We start from the raw sequence: 23,227 nt of genomic DNA on the forward strand, positions 1-23,227 counted from the left end.
CCGGTTCGGATCAGGCCGGGTCGGTCTGCGCCCAGGCGAGCTGCACCAGCGACACCCCGGTCCGCCGGTCCACCAACTGCCCACGTCCGGGCGGCTGTTTGCTGGGCTTGACGTCGGCCAGCAGCGCGCCCTCGTCGCGGGAACCGGAGAGCAGCAGGCCCGGTGTACCCAGGTCGCGCAGCCGCTGCACGACCGGCTCGAACAGGCTTCGGCTGGCGCCGCCGGACCGGCGGGTGAGCACCAGATGCAGGCCGACGTCCTTGGCCTGGGGCAGGAAGTCCAGCAGGGGCGCGAGCGGGTTGCGGCTCGGTGACACCACCAGGTCGTAGTCGTCGACCAGGACGAACAGCTCGGGGCCGCTCCACCAGCTGCGCTCGCGCAACTCGGTGGCGGTCACCTCCGGACCGGGCAGGCGTCGCCGCAGCCCCTCCGCAGCCTCGGCGACGAGTTGCGTGAGCACCGGCTCACTGCCGGCGTAGCCGAGCAGGTGCGGGCCGGTGAGCGCGTCCACCAGCCCGCGCCGGTAGTCGGCGACGATGACCGCGGCCTCGGCCACCGGATAGCGGGCCGCGATCTGCTGGGCGAGCACCCGCAGCAACCCGGTCTTGCCGGACTCCACGTCCCCGAAGGCGATGAAGTGCGGGTCGGCGTCGAAGTCCAGGTAGGCCGGTCCCAGGTCCGCCTCGGCCAGCCCGATCGGGATCCGCCGGTCACCGGGAACCGGACCGGGCAGGTCGGCGGCCGGCACCATCCTGGGCAGCAACCGCACCTGGGGAGCGCGCGGGCCGTGCCAGCTCGCGTCCACCTGCTTGACCAGGTCGCTCGCGCCGTCGGGCAGGTCGCTGACCGTGGTACGGCCGTCGATGCGCGGCAGCCCGCCGAGGAAGTGCAGCTTGTCGGCGGTGAGCCCGCGTCCCGGAGCGCCCTTCGGTACGTCGGCCGCGGCCCGCCGGTCGTACGCCGAGTCGGCCGGGTCGCCAAGGCGCAGCTCGACGTGGGTGCCGATCAGGTCGCGCAGGGCCGGTCGGATCTCCATCGCCCGGTTGGCCGACAGTACGACGTGCAGGCCGAACCCGAGGCCGCGGGCGGCGAGCGTGGTGACCGACTCGTCCAGCGGCTCGAACTCCTGGCGCAGGGTCATCCAGCCGTCGACGACGAGGAACACGTCGCCGAACGTCCGCCCGTCCGGGCTGGGCGGTGGGCGGCGCCGGAAGTCGGAGATCGAGTCGATGCCGTGCGCGGCGAACGACTGCTCCCGCTCGGCCAGCAGGCCGGTCAGCTCGGCGACGATCCGGCGGACCCGTTCGGTGTCCATCCGGTTGGCGTAGCCGCTGACATGCGGCAGGCCGGCGAGGGTGGCCAGGCCGCCGCCACCGAAGTCGAGCAGGAAGAACTGCGCCTCGATCGGGGTGTGGGTGAGTGCCAGGGCGGTCACCAGGGTACGCAGCAGGGTGCTCTTGCCGCTCTGCGGTGCGCCGAGCACGAGCGCGTGCCCGGCCGCCCCGGACAGCTCCGCCCACAGCAGGTCCCGGCGCTGCTCGAACGGCTTGTCCACGATGGCCAGTGGCACGGTGAGCTGCCCATTGCCGGCCCAGCCCACCGGGGTCAGACCGCGCTGCGGGTCGACGCCCAGGGGCGGCAGCAGCTGGTCGAGGGCGGGCGGTTCGGCCAGCGGCGGCAGCCAGATCTGGTGCGCGGCGGGCCCGTTGCCGAGCAGCCGGCCGATCATGGCGCTCAGCACGGTCTCGCCCTTGGTCGCCGCGGTGTCGGGGCCGTTCGCCGGTGCCGGTGCGCGTACCGGCTCGGCCGCCGCCAGCGGGGCGAGCCCGAACGGCAGCACCCGCCGCTCGTACGGGATCTCCTCGGCCACGGCGGCGGCCTGCTCGGGCGGCAGTTCACCGGAGACGTACGCGGCCTTGAACCGTTGCAGGGTGGTGGTGTCCCACTTCAGGTACGCCGAGCCGGGTACCGGCGGCAGTTCGTACGCGTCGGACACCCCGAGCACCGCCCGGCTCTCCGCCGCCGAGAAGGTGCGCAGCCCGATGCGGTAGCTCAGGTGGCTGTCCAGGCCGCGTAGCCGTCCCTCCTCGAGCCGTTGCGAGGCGAGCATCAGGTGTACGCCGAGGCTGCGGCCGAGCCGACCGATCATCACGAACAGGTCGATGAACTCGGGCCGGCTGGAGAGCAGTTCGCTGAACTCGTCGATGATCACCAGCAGTGAGGGCAGCGGTTGCAGCGGGGTGCCCTCGGTTCGGGCCCGCTCGTAGTCGCGTACCGAGGCGTAGTTCCCGGCGGCCCGCAGCAGTTCCTGGCGGCGGACCAGCTCGCCGCGGAGCGCGTCGGCCATCCGGTCGACCAGGGTCAGGTCGGCCGCGAGGTTGGTGATCACCGCGCAGGTGTGCGGCAGGCCGGTCATGCCGGCGAAGGTGGCGCCACCCTTGAAGTCGATCAACGCGAGGTTGAGCGTCTCCGAGGAGTGGGTGGCGGCGAGCCCGGTGACCAGGGTGCGCAGCAGTTCGCTCTTGCCGGACCCGGTGGCCCCGATGACCAGCCCGTGCGGGCCCATGCCCCCTTCGGCCGACTCCTTGAGGTCCAGGTCGACCGGGCGCCCGTCGGGATCCACCCCGATCGGGATGCGCAGCCGGTCCCGGGCCGACCGGGGGCGCCAGGTGACCGCCGGGTCGAGCCGGCGCGGGTCGCCGATGCCGAGCAGGTCGGCCAGGCCGAAGGTGGTGGACAGCGGCTGCTCGCTGGCCGTCGCCGTGCCGGTGTGCAGCGCGGTGAGCTGCCGGGCGACCACCTCGGCGCCGGCGACGCTGAGCCGGTCGGGCACACCGACCAGCGAGACGCCGTCCGGGGTGCGCATGCCGAGCCGACCTTCGGAGATCACCAGATCGAGCGCGTCAGCGCCACCACCAGACCCGCCGCCGATCTCCAACATGGTGGTGCCGGCCAGGCCGTCGGGCGGGGCCAGCCCGGCATCGGGCAGCGTGCCGGCCCCGTCGAGCACGATCAGCAGGTGCGGTGCCTCGGGCCGGGCACCGGGCCTGAACGGGCCGCGGGCCGCCGGGTCGGCCGGGTCGTCGGCCAGTAGCGCGGCCAACTCACTGAGGGTGGGCGCGACCAGGCGGGTCGGCCCACTCGCGTCGGCCCGGCCCGGATGCACCGCGTGGGGCAGCCACTTCAGCCAGTCCCAGCCGTCCTGCCGGTCCGGCCCGACGCAGGCGGCGACGCGCAGGTTGTCCGGGGAGTGGAAGGTGACCAGGTGGGCCAGCAGGGCCCGGGCGAGGGCCAGGATCTCGGGGCGGTCGCCGGTCAGGGTGACCCGCTGGAAGGAACGGAGGGACACCGCCACCGGCAGCCCTCCGACGGTCGCGTAGGTGCGGATGAAGTGCCGCAGCGAGGTGGACGCCACCGGATCGAGGTCCTCCAGCGGGGCGGTCTGTGGCGCCCGCAGCGCGGTGGCCAGCCGCTGCGGCCCGGTGCCGACCCGGACCCGGCCGAAGTCGGGATCGGTGCGGGCCCGTTCCCAGAGCCGCTCGGTGCCGGCGAACGACCACAGGTCGGCCGGGTCGGGCAGCGCCGCCAGGGCCGTCTCCCGTTGGCGGACCGCCACCTCACGGACCTGGCCGCGCAGGCCGCCGAGGTAGCGCAGGTAGTCGCGTCGTTCGTCGTTGATCTGCGCCTTCTTCGAGGCGCCGCCACGGGACAGGCTCATGATCAGCATGCCGGCCATGGCGCTGATGTACAGGGCGCCGAAGATCCAGGTCATCGCCCCGCCGGACCGCCCGATGTAGACGAACGACATGGCGCCCATGCCGAGCATCATCGGCAGCATGAACATCAGTTGCATGCCGGCCTGGCCGGACCCGCGGGGCAGGGCGGGCGGGGACTGCAGCATGATCTCGCCGCGTGGTGGTTCGGGCAGTACAGCCCGGCGGCGGAAGGTGTCGGCGGACATCCGGCGGTGCCTCCTCGGCCCGAAGAATCGGGACCCGTGGTCACTTTGACAGAGCAGGTCGTGGGTAGTTTTGCCGTTTAACGGCGTGCGCGCACCAACCTACGATGACCCGCAACCATCCGGGAACCGCCTCAGCGCGGTCGAGTTGCCCGGCCCCGGGCGTGGGCGATCTGGCGGGAAGGTGCGATCGATGACGACAGGCTCGTCGTACAACGTGCGGCCGGATGCCGTACGTGGAGTGGTCGGCAACGTCGTCGGCATTCTGCTCCAGGCGTACAGCACGGTGATGGAGTTGGAGCGGCTCACCCTCGCGCCGACGTCGTTCGCGAAGCTGGGCTCGCCGGTCGCCTCGGCGAACATCGCGATGCAGGGGCAGGTCGTCGGCACCATGCGGACGCTGCTGCAACTGCTGCAGGAGATCAACGACCTGGTGCACCGCAGCGCCAACGACTACGACGACGCGGACCGGGCGGTCGCCGCCGCGCTGGGCGGGGCGCCCACCGGCACCGGCGCGGCGCCCAGCGCCGCCCTCGCCGGCTACGCGATCAACGACAGCGCGGGCGCGGCGGGGGAGCCCGGGTCGGTCGGCAACATCCTGGACTACCTGGGCCGGGCGGGGCTCGGTGAGCTTTCGGCGCGGCCCCTGACCGAGGTGACCTTCCGCGACGCGCGGGACTTCGCCGACTGGCTCGACCGCAGCCCGGCCAACCAGGAACGGGTCGGCCTGTTGGCGGTCTACTCGGGCAGCGGGCGGGACGTGTCCGGCCTGGTGCACCCCGGCGACGTGGTGGTCGTGCAGCCCGTCGTCGGTGACGGCGGCCCGGTCATCGGTGTCGCCGGCGCGGGCGGCCAGCTCTACAACCACGGAGCGGTCGGCTCGGCCGCGGAGTTCGGACGCGTCCGGGTCTACCGCCCGATGACGGATGCGACCTCGCTGTGGTGAACCCCGACGGCCTGAAGCCGAGAGAGGTGCGTCGTGTTTGACATCCCCAACTCGGGCGCGATGGACGCCGCCGCCGGCGGTCGCGGGCCCGGTACCGTCGCACTGCCCACGATCGTGGGCGGTAACCCGCAAGCCATCCTCGCCCACTCCGCGGCGTTGACCGCGCGGGTGGCCCGGCTGGTCACCCTGTTGGCCGACCTGGAGCGGGCCCGCGAACAACTGCGTGAGGTGTGGTCCGCCGGGTCGGCGAGCGACTCCGTGGTGCAGAAGCTGAACAAGTCCTTCGCGAGCTTCCAGCAGATCATCGAGACCGTGTACGCCGGCGTTCGGGAACTCGAGGGTGCCGCCGCGCAGTTGACCACCGCGCAGACGGCCTACCGGGCAGTGGTCAGCGCGGTCAACCCGACGGTGGCCGCGCTGATGTCCAATCCGTACACCCAGGCGGCCGGTCGGGCCCTGGCGGTCAGCACCACCGGGATCCTCAAGGCGTTCCTCACCGGCATCGGTGGCATCCTCACCGCCATCGGGGTGACCAACCTCGGCCAGATCCTGACCGGTCTGGCCACCATCGTCGGCCAGGTCGAGCAGTTGTTCTCGAAGAACAACGACGGCGGCTCGGCGCCCGCTCCGGCGCTGCCGGCCGGGAGCGCGGGCAACCCCGTGCTCGCGCCACCACCGATGGCCAGCGTCGCCACCGGCGCGGGACAGGTGGCCCTGGGCGGCAGCTACGGCACCAGCGGCTACGGCATGCCGTCGTTCACCGGCGCGGGCTACCCGGCCGGCGGTTCGATGAGCAACTACCTGCCGCCGGCGCTCGGCACCGACCAGTGGATCGCGGTCCAACCCGGTCAATCCTCGCTCCCCTCGGGTGGGGCGCCGGTGACGATGACGCCACAGGGCCCGGTGCAGACCCTGCCGATCCCACCGGCCGCGCCGGTTGACGGGCCGGCGTCGTCCGCCCCGGCCGGGCCCGGCGACGACGGCGACGATGACGTGACGATCACGGCCAGCAAGGGTGACATGACGTTGACCGTCGAGGTGCCGGTGGACACCGGCCGCGCGTTCGACATCGAGGTCACCGCCAGCTCCGGTGGGCAGAGCGTCAACGCCGACATCAGCGTCGGCGCCGACGGCTCGATCAAGGTGGACTGACCGGTGACCGGCGTCTCTCCCGTCCTGGTCGGCCACACCGTCAATCTGTCGGGCGCGCTGTCCTGGCTGCTCTCCCGGTACGCCACGGTGCTCGCCGAATACCGCCGGCAGATGACCGGCGACCCGGCCGGGCTGCGGGCCGTGGCCCACTCCTATCTGGCGATCGCCGACCAGGCGGCGGGCGTCTCCGGCGAGCTGGTCCGGCGCCGGACCGGGCTCTCGGCGCAGTGGCACGGCTCGGCGTACGACGCGTTCGGCGCCGCCGCGGGCCGGGTCGCCACCGGGCTGGACGGCACCGAGGCGCGGCTGCGCCGGCACGCCGCCGCGCTGGAACGCGCAGCCGGCGGCCTGGAGGCCGCCGCGAGCACCGCCGACACGGTCATCGCCCGGTTCAGAGCCAACGCCCAGCTGCTGGTGGCCGCCGCCGGGGCGGTGCCGAGCAGCCAGGTCTCCGTTCTGCTCGGGCACGCCCGGAACATCGGTGAGCAGGCGTTGGGTGCGATGCGCGGGGTGTGGGACCGGCTTGGCGTGGTGCTGGCGCAGGTCGCCACCGAGCTCGGCGGGTCGCACCCGGTCGGGGCCGCCGGTCCGGCCGCCGCAGCCGGCGCCGACGGACGTCTGGCGGGAGAGAAGGTGCGGGCCGCGCTCGCCGGCGACGCCTCGCCAGCGCAGTTCCGTCAGAGCATGGCGCAACTCGCCGTGATCACCGACCGGGTACGCGCCGGCCAACCACCGTCCGCTGCGGACAAGGCCTTCCTGACGTCGTTCTACGGCACGCTCGGCGACCGGGTGTTCGACCTGCCGGGCTACGTCAACGCCACCGAGCACCGCTACCAGACCAGTCTGTTCGGCATTTTCGGCGAGACCGCCCCGGGCTTCGCCCCCGCCGACCGGCAGGAGATGCTGCGGACCGTCGGCAACGGTATCCTCACCCTGTCGCAGGACCCGGCCGACCTGCCTGCCGCGGTCCGCGACCTCGTGCACACCCCGGCGGCCACCGAGACCAACATCGGCACCAACTCGTTCGGCTTCACGCACGAGGTGCCGGCGACGCCGGGCCGGGCACCGTTGACCGGGGTGCTCGGCGAGACGGTCTACACCTACCGGCTCGACGTGCCCCGCTACGCCCAGTGGGAGGCGCTGTCGCAGCTGACCGGCGCGGCCGACCGGGATCTCGTCGCCGGAGCCGACTACTCCGCCGCGGTGACCCGTCGGGTCGGCGAGATGGCCGACGTCACCCAGCGACTGGACGACCTCTCCCGGCACAGCCCCGACCAGCCCGGGTACTACGTGTCGACCGACGACGCGGTGCTCTGGGACAAGCCCCGGGTGGATGCGACGATGACCACGCTGCTCGACGTGTCCACCCGGAACCACGTCGCCGACGCGGCGCTGGCCAGCGACGGCGAGACACTGCGCCGACTGGCCGGCTTCGGGTGGGCCGACGACGGCAGCACCGCGGGCCGGGTCGTCGACTGGATCGGCGCCGGAACCGCCGATCCCGCCGAGCACGACCTGGCCCGCGGTGCGTACGTCAACCTCACGCAGACGATGACCGACCCGGCGTCGTACCCGCAGACCCTGGCCGCGATGCGGGAGAACCCGCACTTCGCCGAGGCGATCGCCCGGGCCACCGTGCCGAACCTGGATCTGTACGCCCAGCCGCTCGACGGGTTGGACACCGATCCGGCGGCGCAGCGCCTGGGCAGCACCGACGCCCGGCACATGCTGATGCTCGGTCAGGTCACCCAGGACGGTCGTGACGAGATCAGCGCGGCCGCGGACCTGTACCAGGAGTACCTGCTGCGCCAGGCCGACGCCGGCACGATCCCGATGGAACAGGCGGGCCGGTACGCCGGCAACGTCGACGGCCTGACCAACGCCGCGGCCGCCAACGCGATCTGGTACGCCAACGTGCAGGACGCCGAGCAGGCCACCCGTACGGCGCAGGAGGCGTACGCCCGGCAGGTGGCGATCGCCAACGCGGTCAAGGACGTGGTCGGGTTCGGTGTCGGCAAGTTGCCAGAGGTCGGCGAGTTCGCCGGCTTCGCCTTCGGGCAGGCGGCCGACGTCGTCACCGGTGCCCTGCAGGCACCCGCCCCGGTGCATCCACAGAGCGTGCCCACCGATGTGTTCCACCACCCGCAGTTCACCGGCAACGGGACCGTCTACACGGCGGCCGGCGACCTCGCCAGTTTCGAGCTACGCAACGGCGGATCGGCCCCGACCGTACCGGTTGGCGCGCTGCATGGCGCGGCCGCGGAGGAGGCCGTACGGTGGGCCCGGGCTGACCCGGGCCGGGCCGACTACATGGACGCCTACACCACCGCCGCGCAGTACGTGTATCTCGCAAACCTTGCGACTCATACCCGTGAGTCGATCCAATACGACGTGCAGGGGCGGCGGCCGTAGCCCACTGGCGGGCCACGGCACGGGCGGGTAGCGGTGACACCGGAGGGAAGACGACAGATGGAACCGGCGATCGAGGATCTGCTCGCCCAGGTGCGTGAGCAGCAACAGCGGATCGAGGAGATTCAGCGCTCGGTGGCGACCATGGAGCTGACCGCGTACGCCGGCAACGGCGACGTCACCGTGAAGCTCAAGGGTGACGGCCGGTTCACCGAGGTGACCATCGACCCGCAGGTGTTGCGTCGCTACGACGCGCACACCCTCGGTCAACTCGTGCTGGAGGCGGTGAACGACGGCCTGGCCAAGCTGGCGGCGGCCAACGAGGCGAGGTACGCCCCGCTGCTCGGCGAGGCGCAACAGTGACCACTGCGGTTGCCCCTCGGCGGGTCACCGTGGTAGCCCCCCACGCCCGTCTCGACGTGTCGTTGCCGATGCAGAGCACGGTGGCGGAGCTGCTTCCGCAACTGGTCCGGCTGCTGGCCACCAACGCCGACCGGGCCGATCGGGCCGGCGGGGTCGGCTGGGAACTGCGTCGCTTCGGTGGGCCGCCGTTGGACGCTGCGGTCACCGTCAGCGGCGCCGGGGTGCGCGACGGCGAGGTGCTCTACCTGGACACGGTCGACCGACGGGCCACCCCGATGCTCTTCGACGACGTGGTGGACGCCATCGCGAGCGCCGCCGCGGACCGGCCCGGAGTGTGGCGGGCGGCGGCGTCCCGAAAGGTCGGCGGTGCGGTCGCCGCGCTGGCCTTCACCGCGGTCGCGGTCGCGGTCGGCTTCAGCGGGCTCGCCGCGTCGACCGTGGCGCTGCTTTCCGGCATCCTGGCCCTGATACTGCTGCTCGCCAGCGGAGCGTTGTCGCGGGCGTTCGGCGAGCGAGGTCTAGGCGCGGCGGTGGCCGCCGGTGGCGTACCGGCCGCGATGATCGGCGGGCTGGCGGCGATCGGTGGCCTGGGCGCGGCGATGGAGCTGACCGCGAGTCGACTGGCGCTGGCCGGCGCGGCGGCCACTCTCTACACGGCGGTGGCCGCCGTGGTGGTGGCGGAGCAGCGGTTCGCCGCCGCCGCGGTGGCTGCCGCGGTGGGTAGTCTCGGCGCGCTCGCCGACCTGCTCACCGCCTCCTCACCCGCTTCGGTCGCGGCGGTCACCTGTTGCGTGGCCGTGGTGGCCAGTCCGGCGCTGCCGATGCTCGCGCTTCGGCTCGGCCGGCTGCCGCTGCCCGGGGTGCCGACCGACATGGAGGCGTTCCGCGGGGACGAGCGGCCCACGCTCGGACCCGAGGTGGTCGCGGACACCGAGGCCGCCGAACGGATCCTGACCGGTCTGCTCTGCGGCTTGGCGGTCATCGTGGCCGGTTGCGCCGGGATACTCCTGTGGAGCGGTGGTCGCTGGGCGTGGGCGCTGGCCGGTCTGGCCGGCGTGGCGCTGTTGCTCCGCGCCCGAGCCTACGTCGGCGTCGGCCAACGGGCCGCCCTGTTGCTGGCCGGTGCCGCGTCGGTGCTCGGCCTGACGGCTCGGGCCAGCCTGGCCGGCGGCCCCGGAACGCGGTTGCTCCTCGCCGGCCTGCTCCTGGTGACCGGAGTGGTCTGCGGGACGTACGCGGTCCGGGCCGCCGCCAAGACACCGTCGCCGTACTGGGGCCGGCTGCTCGACGTGGTCGAGTTCCTGGCGCTGGTCAGTCTGGTGCCGGTGGCGGGCGCGGTGCTCGACATCTACGGCGCGGCACGCGCATGGGGCGGCTAACCCACTGGCAGGCCAGCCAGCGGCAGCGTGGCCCAGGCCGCCTCGGCATGCGCCCCGTCCAGTGGGACCAGGTCCCGGTCGAAGCCGGCGGTGGCCTTCCCGACCGCCTCGGCGACCGCCTCCCGGGCTGGTCCGGCGGGCACCCCGAGCCGGATCAGCGCGGTGCTGCGGGTACCGCCGCCGCGTTGCCGGTCCCACCGTACCGACACGGCACTGACCAGCGCCGGTGTGCCGGCGTGCCGGCGAAGCAGCGTGGCTACCTCGCTCAGGCTCCGGGCGGCTCGGCGTGGCCGGAAGCAGACCTGGTGCAGCATGCCCAGCGACCAGTAGTGCCAGGTCTCGGTGCCCGGATCGTCCGCGCGCCGCGGATCGACACCGAGCACGGCGGCCCACGCGTCGCGCAGTTGACCACCGTCGAGCGCGGTGACCTGGTGCCCGCCGGCGCGCAGCTCGGCGGCGAGCCGCAGCGCGGCGGTGCCCGCGGCACGTACCGCACCGATCCGGCCGCCGCCGCGGGCCCGTACCGCCCGGGTGGCCGTCTCGGGGTCGAGCCGGATGGCGATCCAGCGCGCCGCGTTGCCGGTGCCGGGCGAGGTCCAGTCGACCAGTTGCGCGCCGGCCAGCGGCAGATCGGGGTCGTCGTAGCGGGACAAGAGCCGGCGCAGCAGGTCGTCGAGGTCACCGTCGGGTTCGACGCGCAGCAGCGCGCTCCACGAAGTGCCGTCACCGGCCAGTCCGATCCGGTTACCCGCCCGGTCCGCGTCGGTCCGGGTCCGCAGGCCGGGCAGGGCCGGCAGGGCATGCCCGGCGCGGCGCCGGAAGCGGTGCCGGACCACCACCCAGTCGGACAGCCACCGGCCGCGCCAGCGCACCCCGGTAGCGAGCACCACGCCCGCCGCCACCCCGGTGAGGGTGCCGCCGACCGCACCGGACGGCCCGCCGGCCGCGACCGCACCCAGCACCGCGCTCTGCCAGAGCATCAGGCGGCCGACGCCGAGCCCGCGCAGTGCGCGCGGTCCCACCGGTGGTACGGGCATCGGCGGCGCACTCCGCTGCCGTGTGGAATCGAGGGGCGGTGCGGTGGCCGGTGCGGCTGGCGGCATGGCTCGGCTCCTTGGGCTCGATCTCGTCGGCGATCCGTACCTTGTATCCGTAGTTCTAGTGCACCGGGCGTGCACCGCACCATGGCGGGGACGAACTGATGTGGACACAGCGGGACCAACTACAGGCGTACCAGTTCCTTCGCCGCCGGCTCGTCTCGGCGCTACAGGTCGGTGACGCCAACCACCCGGTGTCGCCGAGTCGCCGTCTGGTCATCGGGTGTGCGCTCGGCGCGGCGGTCGCCCTGCTGGTGACCGCCGGCTTCGGTGTGTACGGCTTTCTGCGGCCCGGGGCGAACACCGACTGGCGCAAGCCCGGCCAGGTGGTGATCGACAAGGACACCGGAGCGGCGTACGTGATGGGCGCGGACGGGCTGCTGCACCCGATGCTCAACTACGCCTCCGCGCGGCTGCTCGCGGGCGGTGACGGCACCGCCACCAGCCGGGTGTCGAGCAAGTCGTTGGCGCGTGCGCCGCGCGGCGTCCCGCTCGGGATACCCGGTGCGCCGCCGTCGTTGCCGGGCCGGGATCGGCTGACGACCGGGCCGTTCACCGTCTGTGCGCAGACCGCCGACGGTCGGCCGGCGGGCACCGCGCCGGTCACCACGGCGCTGGCCGGGGTTCCGCCGGTGGGCATCGAGGTGGACGCGGCGACCGCGTTGCTGGTCGCCGGCCCGGACGGCACCGAGCACGCGTTGGTGGCCGGTCGCCGGCACCGGATCACCGACTCCGCCACGGCGGTGGCCCTCGGCTACGACGCGGTACGCCCGCTGCCGGTCAGCGCGGCCTGGCTGAGCGCGGTGATCGCTGGCCCGGACCTGCGACTGATCACGGTGGCGGGGGTAGGCGCCGCCGGGCCCCGGATCGGTGACCAGAGCACCCGGGTCGGCCAGGTGCTCGCCGCCACGACCGTCGGCACCGAACCCCGCTACTACCTGGTCCACGCCGACGGGCTGCTGCCGATCGGACAGACCGAGGCGGCGCTGGTGCTCGGCAATCCGGCCAACCGCGCGGCCTACCCGGGTGGCGCGGCGCGCGAGATTCCGGTGACGCCCGCCGACGTGGCGCAGTCGCGGCCGGTGGCCGGTAAGGCCGCCGACTATCCGGCCCGACTCGCCCCGCCGGCCGAGGCGCCCCAGGAAGGGGCCGCGGTGTGTGCGACGGTGGACGGCGATCGGGCGGTGGTCAGGCTGGGCGCCGCCACCGGTGTGCCGGCCGGGGCGGAGCCGTTGGCAGCGGGCGGTGGCACGCGAGCCGACAGAGTGTTCGTACCGGCCGGCCGGGCCGCGGTGGTGCGCGAGCGACCGACGCCGCAGGCTGCCCTCGGCACCGTCTTCCTCCTCACCGACCAGGGCGTACGGTATCCGGTACCGGACGGCGACGCGCTCAAGGCGCTCGGGTACGGGACGGTTCGGCCCACGCCGGTGCCACCGACCGTGCTGGCGCTGTTCCCCGTCGGCCCCGTGCTGGACCCGGCCGCCGCCCGACGGCCAGCCACGCCGGGCGTCACCACCCCGGCCACCGGCGCGGGGGAGCCCCGGTGACCGGCGTGCCGACGATCGAGGTGTCGGTGGTGGAGGACCACCCCCTCTATCGGGCCGCGCTGGTCCGGGCGCTCGGGGACGCACCGGATGTCCAGGTCAGGGTGACCGCCAAGTCGGTGGAGGAGTTCGCGGCGTACCGGCAGCCCGGCGGGGGAGTGGCGATCCTCGATCTGCGGTTGCCGGGGGTACGCGACGCGGCGGCGGTGGTCGCGGTCACCGGGATGGGCCACCGGGTCTTGGTGGTGTCCGCGCACGGTGACCAGTCCGACGTGCTCGGGGCGATCGCCGCCGGGGCCCGTGGCTACCTGACCAAGGACGCCGATGCCGACGAGATCCTCCGGGCGGTACGGGAGATCGCCGCCGGCAACACCTACGTGTCGCCGACCCTGGCCTCGATCCTGCTGGACTCCTCCCGGGGACGACAGCCGCTGTACCGGGTGCCGTTGTCCGACCGGGAACGTCAGGTGCTGTCGCTGCTGGCAGCCGGCGAACGGGACCAGGACATCGCGGAGGCGTTGGCGATCAGCGTCCGTACCGTCCGATCCCACCTCGACCGGATCCGGGAGAAGACGGGGCGTCGTCGGCGGCCAGAGCTGACCCGGCTGGCGATCGAGGAGGGTATCGCCGCACCTGCACAGAACCGCTGACGGTGCGGTTGACCATCCGCGCGGTGCGGTGGGTGATCGGTGGCGGACGTCCCGCCTGACGCTGCGGGCGTGTCGGGCGGTGGGCGTCCTCCGGTCCCGGCCAGTTGCCTCTTCTCATGGTGCTGCTGGGGTTGCTGCCCGATCCCAGGCGGCGCGGCGGAGCAGGCGGAGTCCGTTGAGGCCGACGATGATGGTGGAGCCTTCATGGCCGGCCACGCCGAGCGGCAGGGGCAGGGTGCCGATGAGGTCCCAGGCGACCAGGACGGCGATGAAGGTTCCGGCGATGGCGAGGTTCGCGATGACGAGCCGGCGGGCGCGGCGGGCCAGTTGGATGACGGCGGGCAGGGTGGCGAGTTCGTCGCGGGTGATGACGGTGTCGGCGGTGTCGAGCGCGAGGTCGGCGCCGGCGCGTCCCATGGCGACGCCGGCGTGGGCGGCGGCCAGGGCGGGGGCGTCGTTGACGCCGTCGCCCACCAGGATCACGCGGTCCCCGTGGTTTTCCAGTTCGCGCACCGCGGTGACCTTGTCCTGGGGGAGCAGGCCGGCGCGAACGTCGGTGATGCCGACCTCGGCGGCGAGCCGTCGGGCGGCGCGTTCGTTGTCGCCGGTCAGGAGCAGCGGGCGCGCTCCGGTCACAACGGTGAGTTGCGCGACCGTTGCGGCGGCGTCTGCGCGGAGCTTGTCGGCGAGGCCCAACACGCCGACCGGTTCGCCATCGACCTGGACCATGACCGCTGTTCGACCCGCCTGCTCCAGCTCGTCGACGATGGCGCGTAGTGGGTCGTCATGGCTCTCGAGGAGTCCGACGGGGCTGCCGACGTCGACCTGGTAGCCATCGACGTGGGCGGTGACGCCGCGCCCGGGAGTCGAGGTGAAGGCGTCCGACGGGGGTAGCGGGAGCTGCGCATCGCGGGCGGCTGCGACCACAGCGCGGGCGAGGGGATGCTCAGACGAGCTCCGTCCAGCCCGCCCGCCGGCCCGACCGGGCACCAGCTGCTGGTCGATGGACAGCAGCAAGTAGCGCCACCAGGGTGCCGAGGGCGTCACCATGGCGGTGACGCCCTCGGTCAGCGGATGCATGGTGCTGCTTGCGGTGCTACGGCTTGCAGGTCTGGTATGCCTTCTGGAAGCCGGATTCGCTCGTCGCGTCCTGCACCGCAACGAACTCGCCGTCACCGAACCCCCATCCGGCCGGCGCGCCCGTCGAGGAGTCCATCACCCACAGGTCGCGGCCGTCGTCGCAGCGGAACCCCCCGACGACCTGGACGCCGCCAGCACGGTCGAGACATCCGCGTTCGGCCTCCGCTTGCTCGATCTTCTGACCTGGCTTGAAGAGGTCGCTGCAGGCAAGCAGGGCGGGCGTGGTCGGTGCCGACGCAGGAGAGGTGCTGCTGTCTCCGTCTTCGCCGCATCCGGTCAGGGCGAGCAGTATGGCAGCGGCGGCGGTAAATGTGGGCGTGCGGATCATGGCGGGCACCATACAGAAATCGGCCGAGGCTCGCTGGCCCTATCGGCGCGCCCCGCGAGCCGAACGGCGGACCCGAATTCCGGTCCGCGGCAGGTCTTCGCGGCTTGGAGCGATCCTTCGATCCTCCAGCGGCATCCGGCCACCGGCAGGACAATGTTGCACGACCGTTGTCGGCTGTCGCCGCTTGGGAAGCGATGTGACCAGACATCCCCACATCGAAATGCGATCCGTTCACCACCCGTTCCCGGGAGTGTCCGGAAGGCAACGCCTCACGTCTCGGGGTGGCTGCTGCGGCCGCCAGGCGGCGGCCGGGCCGGCGAACCGGTCCCGGCCGTCCGCGTTCCGGCCGACTACAGGCCGAGCGGCTCGATCCAGATGTTGCGGTATTGGACGGGGTTGCCGTGGTCCTGCAACCGGATCGCGCCCGTCGCCGGGCCCTCCGGCCGGTTGCCACCTGTCGGGCCGAGGATCTCGACGTCGTCGTGCACCGTGACGCCGTTCCCCACGACGGTGACGCGCGCGTTCTGGACCTTGTTGCCGGCCGCGTCGTAGCGGGCCTGCCGGTAGACGATGTCGTACGTCTGCCAGGTCTGTGGCGGCAGCGCCGCGTTCACGTCGGGGGCCTTCTGGTTGTAGATGGCCGCGGCGTCGTTGATCTGCGGCGGGTCGATGCCGAACGAGTCCAGCACCTGGATCTCGTAGCGATCCTGTAGGTACACGCCGCTGTTGGCGCGTGCCTGGCCGGTCACGTCCGGCGGGTACAGCGGCAGGTTGAACTCGACGTGCAGGCGGAAGTCGCCGAAGGCCTGCACCGTGCGCAGGTCCCCGTTGTGCACCGTCATGGCGCCGTCGGCGACCGTCCATCCGGGTTCGCGCCCGTCGCTGTGTTGCCACTCGGTGAGCTCTCCACCGTTGAACAGCGTGATGCGCTCGCCGTGCGGCCGGACGGCGAGCACGTCGAGGTTCACGTGCCCGGAGTCCGCGGCCTCCTTGCGGTACTCGACCAGGTTGCGACCCTTGTTCAGATGTACGGCGGTGGTGACGGTGCCCCACTCCTTCCAGGTCACCGTGGAGGGAAAGACCGTCTGCCCCACCCGTTCACCGTTGACGTACAGGCTCAGCTGCTTCTCACCCGAGTAGGGGTTCGGGCCGTTGCTGTAGCGCATCGCCAGGTCGTACGTCCCGCTCTCCCGCACGTCGACGGAGATGCTGGTCGACGAGCCGTTCTGGGCGAACCCGGCAGCGAAGCCGGCGCCGGAGTAGGCGGCGTGGTCGGTCGCCATGCCCACAGCGACCGTGCGGCCCTCCTCGGCCTCGAAGAAGGTCTGCGGCTGCACCACCCGGCCCGGGATCTCGTTGAGCGTGTACCAGGCCTCAGTGTTCCACAGTTCCTCCCCGCCGGTGGAGGAGAACGGACGCGGGGAGCGCACGTGCACCACGCGGTTCTCCTTCAGGCCCGGGATCCGCAGCTTGACGGTGCGGCCGTCGGCCGACAGCTCGGCCTTGGTCACCCTGAGCGTCTCCAGTTCGAGCTTGGGCCCGCCGTACTGGCTCGTCGCACCGTAGCGCCACTGCGTCACCTGGTACGCGTCGGCGAGCTTCTGTGCGGTCTCGATCGACAGCGGCTTGGTGTACTCCAGCTCGAACCCGACATGCGACGCGCGCATCTGCTTGACCTCGAAGACCGCGGTGCCGTTGGGCGTGAGCTTCTGCAGGCCGTACGTCAGCTTGCCCTCCTGGCCCCAGTTGCCGCCGGCGCCCAGGCCTCCCACGTAGAGCGCGCCGTCGGGGCCGAGGGTCACCTCGTTGATGCCGGACTCCAGTCCCTGCGTGTGCCGGAACACCGCGCCCTGGTACTGCCCCTCGACCTTCTCGAGGAACACCCGCTGCAGGCCGCCGTAGGTCACGTCACCGACGACCAACTGCCCCGCGTACGGGCCCTGCTTCAACAGCACGGGGGTGGACGGTGAGTTTCCGATCTCGTTCTGCGGAAGCCAGACGACGGGACGCGTCACCGGCTTGTCGTCGAACCGACCCGTGGGCGTCGTGTAGTGGTTGTAGAACGCTCCCTGCTGGATCTCGACCAGCTTGGACGCCGGCAGCCAGCCCCCCTGGTTGTCCGTGACAAAGACCTCGCCGCGTGGACCCCAACCGATCCCGTTCGGAGTGCGCAGCCCTCCGGCGACATACGTGATCTCGCCCGTCGCGGCGTTCACCTTGATCGAGGTGCCGCGGTTCGGCGCGGGCTGGGGCACTGTGGTGGCGCCACCATAGTTGATGGCAACCGACAGGTTGAGATAGAAGTACCCGTCCCGGTGGAGCAGGCCGAACGCGAACTCGTGGAAGTTCCGGCCCCACGGCCAGGTCGCAACCGTCCGGTGGTCATCCGCGACGCCGTCGCCGTCGGTGTCGCGCAGGGCCGTCAGCTCGTGCTTCTGGCTGACGTAGACGGTCCCGTCGACCACCGCCACCCCCTGGGGTTCGCGCAGCCCCTCCGCGAACTTGCGGTAGGTCACCTGCTCGGGGCCGCTCTTCCCGGTGACGCCCTCGACCACGTAGACCTCGCCGGTCGTGTTGTCGGTGCCGCCCCAGGTGGAGATGACCAGGTCCCCGTCGGGCATGAAGTCCATGCCGGTGACCTGCGGCTGGAAGCCCTCGGGACGCAGGTCGGTGAGGGTGTACCCCGGGTGCACCCGGTCGAGGGGCAGGCCGTCGCCGGCCGAGTCGGTTGCCCCCTCGCAGTACTTCCAGCCAGGGGCGGTGACGCGCACGACGCCTGCGTCGGTGCTCAGCGCGGAGGTCGGCACGAGCTCGAAGCCGTCGGCGCCGGGGCGCCGCCACTCGAGCCGCAACACCTGGCCGCCGCCGTTGTCGAAGAACTCGACGAACAACGGGTGCAGGCCGGCGCTCAAGGTGACCGATCCCTCCCGGGAGGTCTCGCCGTGCAGGCCGTCGTGGTCGACGACGAGCTGGTCGCCGATCGTCAGGCGTGACCCGTCGTCGCTGGTGAGCCGGAACGCGTAGTCACCGTCGGTGGGCACGGCGAGGTTGGCGATCACGTGGCTGATGAACCGGTCGGACAGGCCGAACTCGTCCGTGGCGCTCCAGTTGATCTGCGGCATGAGCTTGTCGACGTTCGGCGTCTGCGCGGGCTTCAGGGTGCACAGCGCCGACAGCGGGGCACCCATGTCGTACGAGCGCAGGGTGACGCCTGGTTCCTGCGGCGGGACATCGGCGGTGGCGGGTGCGGCTGTGGCCGGGGTGACGGGGGCCGCTGCGAGCAGGGTCGCCACAGCGGCAGCTGCGGCCGCGAGTGCGGCCCGACGCCGCCGTTGTTTCGGTGCGGTCATGGTTCCTCCTGGTGGTGCGGCTCCCGTGCGGCAAGAGCCGTGCAACTTCTCTCCCCTGGACCGGTCGATACGCTCCCGCGAGACAAAAGATCGATGGGTGACGTTATCGCTTTCCATCGATCTATCGGAACTTTTGAATGGAGGATGTGAAAGTCGGCCTCAGGCGTGATCATCGGGTCCTGGTTGCAGCTCGACAGGGTGGCCGTGACCTGGGTGCCCCACAGTTGCCGCAGGGCCGCGCGCAGGAGTGCGGCGTCGCTCATTCAACGGAACTTCTCCGGCGTCCCGGACACCGACAGAAGGCCCACGCCGCCATCGCCGAAGCGGTCTTTCCGGGATCAAGGCGCCGCGCGAGCGCGGCGCAGCTGGCCGCACTCGGCCCGCTGGCGGCCTCCGCGGCATCGGCCGCTCGCGGCCAACCGGGCTCGCGCTACGCCCTGGGCGCCGTGATCGCGGCCTCAAGGCGCAGTCCGATGCCTGTGAGGACAAGGAGCCCGGCGAGGAAGTGCGGCTCGGTCATCCCCGAGTCGCCGGAGATCGTGAGCACGGAGATCAGCAGGCCCGACAGCAGTGCGGTAGTGCCTACTACTCGCGTGCTGGCAGCCCGCCGAGATCGAAGGTCCACGGCGGGACCGTACCGGAAGTCGGGCATGAGGGCGGTCCGGCTCCGTGAACCACTCCTCGGCGCTTGCGGCCTGCCCTGCGAACGGCCGCCGGCCGTCCTGGGCCGTCCGCAGGTCCGGCTTTCACGGACCAGCTACTGGCCGGGTGGCCTGGCTGCGTCCAAAACCGCAGGGTCGCCCGGCCTGATCCTCGTCGCGTTCGGCTGAAAGGAACCATCGTCACGGTGACGACGGCGAGCCGGACCAGAGGCCGGCGAGCAGCCGGCCGAACGGGAGCCACGGACTGCGGCGGCGACCACGCCGGTGCCGCAGGCGGCACGCGGGGCGGGCCAGGTGTCGAGCCGGCCGTCGTCTTCACGTTGCTGCCGCGACGGATGGGCGCCGTCCGGGTGGGGCGGGTGCTGGGTCATGGGCCCACCGGGCAGGTCATGCTGTTTCGAACGCCCGTATTGACCGACTGGGGGCGTTGCCCGCCGTGCCCGCACCATGCCGAGGGTGGCCGGTGAGGTGTGTGTCGGGAGTTTTCGGGTAGGGCGGCAGGCAACCCGGAAAAACGATCAGTTGAGAACCGCGAGCGGTGCCGGCCCGCCTCTCAACGGGTGCCGGCACCGTTCGCGTCTGTCACCGCTTGGCCTGGTGTTTGGCCATCTGCGGCTGTTCGCCCTTGCCGACTCTCCGCAGTGCCTCGCGCAGCTGCTCCTCGGTCATCTTGGAGTTACCCTCGATGCCCGCGTTGTGCGCCTGCTGGCGGAGTTCGTGCAGCCGTTCCCGGTCACCCATGTCGGCCTCCCCGTGGTGCGGTGGCGCGGGCGGCTCCGCGCGCCACTCCGCTCGTCGTCTTCCCGGGTCGGCCGTGGGTAAACGATCCTCAGTCGGTGCGCTGCCACGAGGTGAGGGGTGATGCCGCCGGATCGTCCTGCCAGCGCTCTACGACGGCGCGGTCCTCGACAGCGCCGCTCAGCGGGCCTTCTTCGTCGCCCGCTTGCGGGGCGGCGTCAACAGTTCGGCTATCGCCGCGATCGCGGACGGCACCAGGCGGTAGTACGCCCAGACGCCGCGCTTCTCGCGCTCGAGCAGGCCGGCCTCGGTGAGGATCCGAAGGTGATGACTCACGGTCGGCTGGGAGAGATCGAGCGGCGCGGTGAGGTCACTGACGGACGCCTCGCCCTCCGGAGCGGACTGGATCAGACTGAGCAGTCGCAGTCGGGCCGGGTCGGCGAATGCCTTCAGCACTCCCGCGAGCCGCTCGGCATCGGCACGCTTGATCGGCTCACCAGTAAGCGGCGAGACAGCAGGCATGGCAGTTTTCGCAGTTCCCACGCCTTCCATCGTTCCACCAACACCCCCGACAGGCCGGCGGAACGGCGATCAGTCCCCCGATGGCGGTCGCGGGACCGGTTGCGACGGACGCTGGGGGCGGGGCGGCGAGTGTGCCGTGCCCCGGGCGACGAGTAGACGCCCTCAGGCACCGTCAGGGAGCGTCATGGTGGCGGTCACCGTGCGGCTGGGGCACGCCGATCGACCCGCCACCGCCCGGCCGCGCGGGTGAGGCAGGTCACCGCCCAGTCGTTCTCCGCGCACACCGCCGCCGTGGCGAGGCGTTCGGCCGCGTCCGGCAGTCCGGCGACGACGGCGAGTTCGGCCGCGGCGGCCCGGGCGTACGGCTCGTACCTGCTCTGCGGGTAGTCGCCGAAGGCGCGCTCGGTCAGCGCCGCCGCCTCGCCGAGCCGGGTGCAGAGTTCGGCGACGAGCGCCGGGTCCGCGCTGAAGTCCGGGTCGAACGCCCGGGCCCGGTCGTGGAACAGGGCCACCGCGTCGGTCGTCGGCGGCAGCGGGGCCACCGGGACGACCTGTTCGCCGGGTACGGCGAGCCGCTCCCGACTGGTGGCCAGGACGGTCGTGTCCGGGCAGGCCGAGAGGATCCGCTCGACGAAGCCGGCCACCGGGTCGAGCAGGTGCTCGCAGTTGTCCAGCATGAGCAGGGTGCGGCCTTGGCCGAGGCGTTCCGCGATCGCGGCCAGCAGTGGCTGCTGCGCCCGTTCGGTGACCCCGAGCGCGGTCGCCACGGCCCGGGCCACGAAGTCGTCCCGGACCGGTACGAGATCGACGAACGCCGTGCCGAGCGGGAACGACCGCGCCGCCGCCGCGGCCACCACGCACGTCAGCCGGGTCTTGCCGACCCCGCCCGGGCCCACCAGTTGTCCAACCGCTACGGCACCGGGCCGCTGCGCGTGATCGGAGCGACCGTCGGCACCGCCACCTTCCACGAGGACGGGCTGACCACCACCTACCGCGTCGTCGGCGATCACCGGTACGACCGCGACGGTCGTGCGTTCGCGGGCGAGGTCAGCGACTCCTGGTGCTACCTGGTCCGCCTGGCTTGCGCGGCTGGCGTTTCGGCCGGGGGTTGGCATCGGGCCTGGGTGCTCGCCGCTGAGAATCCTTCCGACGCTCAGGGCTGACGGACGAAGTCAATCTCGACCGATGCGAAGAACGGCTCAACGCTGACACACTGCCAGCCGATCGGCTCCACGGCGTTGATGATCAAGTCGATCTCCTTGCGGATGTGTTTCATCGACACTCTGCGGCGGGTATCGATGTCGAAGCCGGCACTGAACGTGACATCGCCCTGGTTGAAGGCGGTTCTGGCGTCCGAGACGAGCTTTTGCATACGCCACGCGTGGATCAGCCCCATGTCGGCTCCCTTCTGCGGCAATCGGTCGCGTGGGCGGCGGCTGCCGCCCGCTATCCGCCCAAGCGGGTCCATCCGCTCGGCCTCGTCGGCCGGCAGCGGACAGGGGTGGCGGTCGGGGTCGGGGTCGGTGGCGACGGTGCCCGAGACAGCAGTCGGTTCCTTTGTCTCGCTCACCCGACATCTCGGGAGACCGTGACGGCGGTCGTGACCGGAGCCAATCGCGGCATCGGGTACGCGGTGGCCACCGAGTTGATGCGGCGGGGCTGCCGGGTGGTGCTGGTGACCAGGAACCGGGCGCGGGGCGAGCAGGCGGTGGCGGCGCTGGGGGCGTCGCCGGGCGGCGCGGATGGCTCGGCGGAACTGGTGGTGGGCGACCTTTCGGTGTTGTCGTCCATTCGGGCGGTCGCGGTCGAACTCGGCAGCCGCTGCGATCGAATCGACGTGCTGGTGCACAACGCCGGTGTCTGGCCGACCCGGCTGGTACGCACCGAGGACGGGTACGAGCAGTCGTTCGCGGTGAACCACTTGGCGCCGTTCCTGCTCAACCACCTGCTGGAGAAGCGGCTGCGGAGGGTGGTCCAGGTCAGCGCCGGCCTCTACGTCAAGGGCAGGGTGGACCCGGATCGGACGCCCAGGGGCGAGGACTTCCACTGGATGCGCACCTATTGCGACACCAAGCTTGCGAACCTGCTCACCGTGCCGTTGTTCGCGAAGCACTGGAAGAATGCCGGGGTGACCATCGACGCAGTGCATCCCGGCGTGGTCAGGACCGGATTGGGGGATCCCGGTGGCGTGAAGGGCCGGCTGCTCAAGGTGGTCAAGCGCCGGTGGGACGCTCCGGAGGCCGGCGCGGCGCCGGTGACGCGCTGGCGTTCGCGCCCGGCCAGAGATCCGGGCGCTACTTCGACGGTGACCGTCCGGTACCGCTCGCGCCCGTGGCGGACGATCCGGCCCTGGCTCGACGGCTGTGGGACCAGGGGATGGCTCATGTCACCTAAGCAGCAGCGGGGTGAGGCGACTGCGGAGCGGCTGCTGGCCTCGGCGCTGGACGTGTTCGATTCGGCCGGCCAGCCCGGCTTCACGGTCCACGCCGTGACTGCCGCCAGCGGGGTCAGCCTCGGCAGTCTCTACCACCATTTCGGCAGTTTCGACGGGCTGGCCGCGGCGCTGTACAGCCGGTGCATGGCGGCGCTGTTCGACGAGTTGATCACGGCGCTGAGCCGGGCCCGGACCGCCCGCACCGGCGTCCGCGCCATCGTGACGGCCTACCTGCGCTTCACGGAGGACAACCCGGCCGCAGCGCGCTTCATCCACGCCTCGGCCTACGCCGGCTACCTGGCCGCGCACGCCGAACAGGTGGCGGCGGCCAAGGCGCCGCGCATGGCGGCCGTCGCCGGCTGGCTGCGGCCACGGATGGCGGCCGGTGAGATCGCCACCCTGCCGGAACCCCTGATCGAGATGCTGCTGATCGGCCCGGTGGCGGAGACCGCGCGCCGGTGGCTCGCCGGCGTGCCGGGCATCGATCTCGGGCAGGCTGCGCGGGTTCTGCCCGACCGGATATGGCGTTCGCTCGCGCCGGACTGAACCCGAGCC

The 23,227-nt window shown here is 72.2% G+C and carries 19 protein-coding genes; 9 read left to right on the plus strand and 10 right to left on the minus strand.

The genetic code is table 11. The features are described 5' to 3' along the window. Positions 1 to 10: 10 nt before the first annotated feature. A complete protein-coding gene (gene eccCa, locus AB0G14_RS02470) occupies positions 11 to 3,961 on the minus strand; it encodes a type VII secretion protein EccCa (RefSeq protein ID WP_357692930.1) in 3,951 nt (1,316 codons plus the stop codon). Between the two features lie 190 nt (positions 3,962 to 4,151). On the opposite strand from eccCa, the gene AB0G14_RS02475 reads away from it, so the two are divergent. The 5 genes from AB0G14_RS02475 to eccD are packed head-to-tail and all read left to right on the plus strand — an operon-like array spanning position 4,152 to position 10,207. Beyond that, positions 4,152 to 4,904: a WXG100 family type VII secretion target gene (locus AB0G14_RS02475; RefSeq protein WP_350705962.1), complete on the plus strand. Its 753-nt coding sequence runs from the start codon at positions 4,152 to 4,154 to the stop codon at positions 4,902 to 4,904. 33 nt (positions 4,905 to 4,937) lie between these two features. Then, positions 4,938 to 6,056 carry a WXG100 family type VII secretion target gene (locus AB0G14_RS02480; RefSeq protein ID WP_357692932.1) on the plus strand — a complete coding sequence of 373 codons (1,119 nt, stop codon included), beginning with the start codon at positions 4,938 to 4,940 and terminating at the stop codon, positions 6,054 to 6,056. Between the two features lie 3 nt (positions 6,057 to 6,059). Further along, positions 6,060 to 8,468, plus strand: a complete 2,409-nt coding sequence (locus AB0G14_RS02485; RefSeq protein WP_357692934.1) for a WXG100 family type VII secretion target — start codon at positions 6,060 to 6,062, stop codon at positions 8,466 to 8,468. 57 nt (positions 8,469 to 8,525) lie between these two features. Beyond that, positions 8,526 to 8,828 carry a YbaB/EbfC family nucleoid-associated protein gene (locus AB0G14_RS02490; RefSeq protein ID WP_357692936.1) on the plus strand — a complete coding sequence of 101 codons (303 nt, stop codon included), beginning with the start codon at positions 8,526 to 8,528 and terminating at the stop codon, positions 8,826 to 8,828. Positions 8,829 to 8,857: 29 nt separating this feature from the next. After that, positions 8,858 to 10,207 (plus strand): type VII secretion integral membrane protein EccD, encoded by a 1,350-nt coding sequence (gene eccD / locus AB0G14_RS02495; protein ID WP_357693056.1) that lies wholly within the window; start codon positions 8,858 to 8,860, stop codon positions 10,205 to 10,207. Here eccD and AB0G14_RS02500 read toward each other — a convergent pair. Then, complete coding sequence (locus AB0G14_RS02500) at positions 10,204 to 11,244, minus strand: type VII secretion protein EccE (RefSeq protein ID WP_357692938.1); 1,041 nt, start codon at positions 11,242 to 11,244, stop codon at positions 10,204 to 10,206. The genes eccD and AB0G14_RS02500 overlap by 4 nt on opposite strands. Before the next feature lie 164 nt (positions 11,245 to 11,408). Between AB0G14_RS02500 and eccB the strand changes: the two genes are divergently transcribed. Next, positions 11,409 to 12,851 carry a type VII secretion protein EccB gene (eccB, locus tag AB0G14_RS02505; RefSeq protein WP_357692940.1) on the plus strand — a complete coding sequence of 481 codons (1,443 nt, stop codon included), beginning with the start codon at positions 11,409 to 11,411 and terminating at the stop codon, positions 12,849 to 12,851. Then, positions 12,848 to 13,498: a response regulator transcription factor gene (locus AB0G14_RS02510; RefSeq protein ID WP_357692942.1), complete on the plus strand. Its 651-nt coding sequence runs from the start codon at positions 12,848 to 12,850 to the stop codon at positions 13,496 to 13,498. The genes eccB and AB0G14_RS02510 overlap by 4 nt, the downstream gene beginning before the upstream one ends. Before the next feature lie 114 nt (positions 13,499 to 13,612). Here AB0G14_RS02510 and AB0G14_RS02515 read toward each other — a convergent pair whose 3' ends face one another. The 7 genes from AB0G14_RS02515 to AB0G14_RS02545 form a co-directional block, all read right to left on the minus strand. Then, a complete protein-coding gene (locus AB0G14_RS02515; protein ID WP_357692944.1) occupies positions 13,613 to 14,578 on the minus strand; it encodes an HAD-IC family P-type ATPase in 966 nt (321 codons plus the stop codon). A gap of 16 nt (positions 14,579 to 14,594) precedes the next feature. Then, positions 14,595 to 14,966 (minus strand): hypothetical protein, encoded by a 372-nt coding sequence (locus AB0G14_RS02520; RefSeq protein WP_357692946.1) that lies wholly within the window; start codon positions 14,964 to 14,966, stop codon positions 14,595 to 14,597. Positions 14,967 to 15,316: 350 nt separating this feature from the next. After that, the gene (locus tag AB0G14_RS02525) at positions 15,317 to 18,316 is read right to left on the minus strand and encodes a family 16 glycoside hydrolase (RefSeq protein WP_357692948.1); all 3,000 of its coding nucleotides are present in this window, start codon (positions 18,314 to 18,316) and stop codon (positions 15,317 to 15,319) included. A gap of 430 nt (positions 18,317 to 18,746) precedes the next feature. Continuing rightward, positions 18,747 to 18,941, minus strand: a complete 195-nt coding sequence (locus AB0G14_RS02530; RefSeq protein WP_357692950.1) for a hypothetical protein — start codon at positions 18,939 to 18,941, stop codon at positions 18,747 to 18,749. A gap of 619 nt (positions 18,942 to 19,560) precedes the next feature. Continuing rightward, the gene (locus AB0G14_RS02535) at positions 19,561 to 19,719 is read right to left on the minus strand and encodes a hypothetical protein (RefSeq protein WP_357458072.1); all 159 of its coding nucleotides are present in this window, start codon (positions 19,717 to 19,719) and stop codon (positions 19,561 to 19,563) included. Positions 19,720 to 19,896: 177 nt separating this feature from the next. After that, the gene (locus tag AB0G14_RS02540; RefSeq protein ID WP_357692952.1) at positions 19,897 to 20,268 is read right to left on the minus strand and encodes a metalloregulator ArsR/SmtB family transcription factor; all 372 of its coding nucleotides are present in this window, start codon (positions 20,266 to 20,268) and stop codon (positions 19,897 to 19,899) included. A gap of 164 nt (positions 20,269 to 20,432) precedes the next feature. Beyond that, on the minus strand, positions 20,433 to 21,134 hold the full coding sequence (locus tag AB0G14_RS02545) for a hypothetical protein (protein ID WP_357692954.1): 702 nt from the start codon (positions 21,132 to 21,134) through the stop codon (positions 20,433 to 20,435). Positions 21,135 to 21,137: 3 nt separating this feature from the next. Between AB0G14_RS02545 and AB0G14_RS02550 the strand changes: the two genes are divergently transcribed. Further along, positions 21,138 to 21,401: a hypothetical protein gene (locus AB0G14_RS02550; RefSeq protein ID WP_357692956.1), complete on the plus strand. Its 264-nt coding sequence runs from the start codon at positions 21,138 to 21,140 to the stop codon at positions 21,399 to 21,401. Here the strand turns inward: AB0G14_RS02550 and AB0G14_RS02555 are convergent. After that, the gene (locus AB0G14_RS02555; RefSeq protein ID WP_357692958.1) at positions 21,392 to 21,808 is read right to left on the minus strand and encodes a hypothetical protein; all 417 of its coding nucleotides are present in this window, start codon (positions 21,806 to 21,808) and stop codon (positions 21,392 to 21,394) included. The genes AB0G14_RS02550 and AB0G14_RS02555 overlap by 10 nt on opposite strands. 30 nt (positions 21,809 to 21,838) lie before the next feature. On the opposite strand from AB0G14_RS02555, the gene AB0G14_RS02560 reads away from it, so the two are divergent. After that, positions 21,839 to 23,218, plus strand: a complete 1,380-nt coding sequence (locus tag AB0G14_RS02560; protein ID WP_357692960.1) for an SDR family NAD(P)-dependent oxidoreductase — start codon at positions 21,839 to 21,841, stop codon at positions 23,216 to 23,218. Positions 23,219 to 23,227: the final 9 nt, after the last annotated feature.

This window comes from Micromonospora sp. NPDC023814 (assembly GCF_040639595.1).
Classification (GTDB): domain Bacteria; phylum Actinomycetota; class Actinomycetes; order Mycobacteriales; family Micromonosporaceae; genus Micromonospora.

Coding starts and splice junctions, on each gene's coding strand:
- eccCa (WP_357692930.1), bottom strand. CDS start 3,961: ATGTCCGCCGACACCTTCCGCCGCCGGGCTGTACTGCCCGAACCACCA.
- AB0G14_RS02475 (WP_350705962.1), top strand. CDS start 4,152: ATGACGACAGGCTCGTCGTACAACGTGCGGCCGGATGCCGTACGTGGA.
- AB0G14_RS02490 (WP_357692936.1), top strand. CDS start 8,526: ATGGAACCGGCGATCGAGGATCTGCTCGCCCAGGTGCGTGAGCAGCAA.
- AB0G14_RS02500 (WP_357692938.1), bottom strand. CDS start 11,244: ATGCCCGTACCACCGGTGGGACCGCGCGCACTGCGCGGGCTCGGCGTC.
- eccB (WP_357692940.1), top strand. CDS start 11,409: ATGTGGACACAGCGGGACCAACTACAGGCGTACCAGTTCCTTCGCCGC.
- AB0G14_RS02515 (WP_357692944.1), bottom strand. CDS start 14,578: ATGCATCCGCTGACCGAGGGCGTCACCGCCATGGTGACGCCCTCGGCA.
- AB0G14_RS02520 (WP_357692946.1), bottom strand. CDS start 14,966: ATGATCCGCACGCCCACATTTACCGCCGCCGCTGCCATACTGCTCGCC.
- AB0G14_RS02525 (WP_357692948.1), bottom strand. CDS start 18,316: ATGACCGCACCGAAACAACGGCGGCGTCGGGCCGCACTCGCGGCCGCA.
- AB0G14_RS02535 (WP_357458072.1), bottom strand. CDS start 19,719: ATGGGTGACCGGGAACGGCTGCACGAACTCCGCCAGCAGGCGCACAAC.
- AB0G14_RS02540 (WP_357692952.1), bottom strand. CDS start 20,268: ATGGAAGGCGTGGGAACTGCGAAAACTGCCATGCCTGCTGTCTCGCCG.